The organism is Rhizobium sp. YJ-22 (assembly GCF_029601685.1).
Taxonomy (GTDB): Bacteria; Pseudomonadota; Alphaproteobacteria; order Rhizobiales; family Rhizobiaceae; genus Metarhizobium.
This window is the reverse complement of record NZ_JARRIR010000011.1, coordinates 185,530-186,034: the sequence shown is the minus strand read 5'-3', so window position 1 is coordinate 186,034 and position 505 is coordinate 185,530. Positions and strand designations below refer to the sequence as shown.

Here is a 505-nt window from a genome sequence, read left to right as displayed (position 1 = left end):
CGCGAGGATTACCTCCTCGTCGGTCAGCGTCTTGACGATGGCTCGCACCGGGCGGCCAAGTGCCGCCGCCGCCCGCAGGCGGCGATGGCCATAGGCGGCCTGATAGTGTTTGTCGCGGCTTGGATGCGGCCGCACCAGGATCGGCACCTTCTGTCCGGTCTCGGCGATCGACGCGATCAGTTCGTCGAGATCGGGATCGGCTTCGAGCGGAATGCGATCCGGGATGAAGGAGGTCTCGATCTGCGCCGGATCGATTTCGACGACGCGGTCACCGGCAGCGATGGCGTCGCGCAACTCCTTGGCGGCAGCGGCCTCGGAATTCAGCCGCCCGAGCGACAGGTTCATGGCGCGCACGGCGCCGGCCGGCTTCTGATGGGCGGGCGGATGCGATGCTTCCGGCTTCGGCTGTTCGCCCCCGCTCACCATGCTCTTCAGGATATCCCTGCCCTTCATGCCCGACCCCATGCGGCTTGCACCAGATTTTCGATTTCGGCGTTGACACTGT

General features: G+C 65.9%; 1 protein-coding gene. It reads right to left on the bottom strand.

The window, feature by feature from the left end; genetic code table 11:
- On the bottom strand, positions 1–453 hold a 453-nt coding region (locus tag P7F60_RS23420; RefSeq protein WP_277920108.1), incomplete at its 3' end, for a ParB/RepB/Spo0J family partition protein.
- Between the last annotated feature and the right edge of the window lie 52 nt (positions 454–505).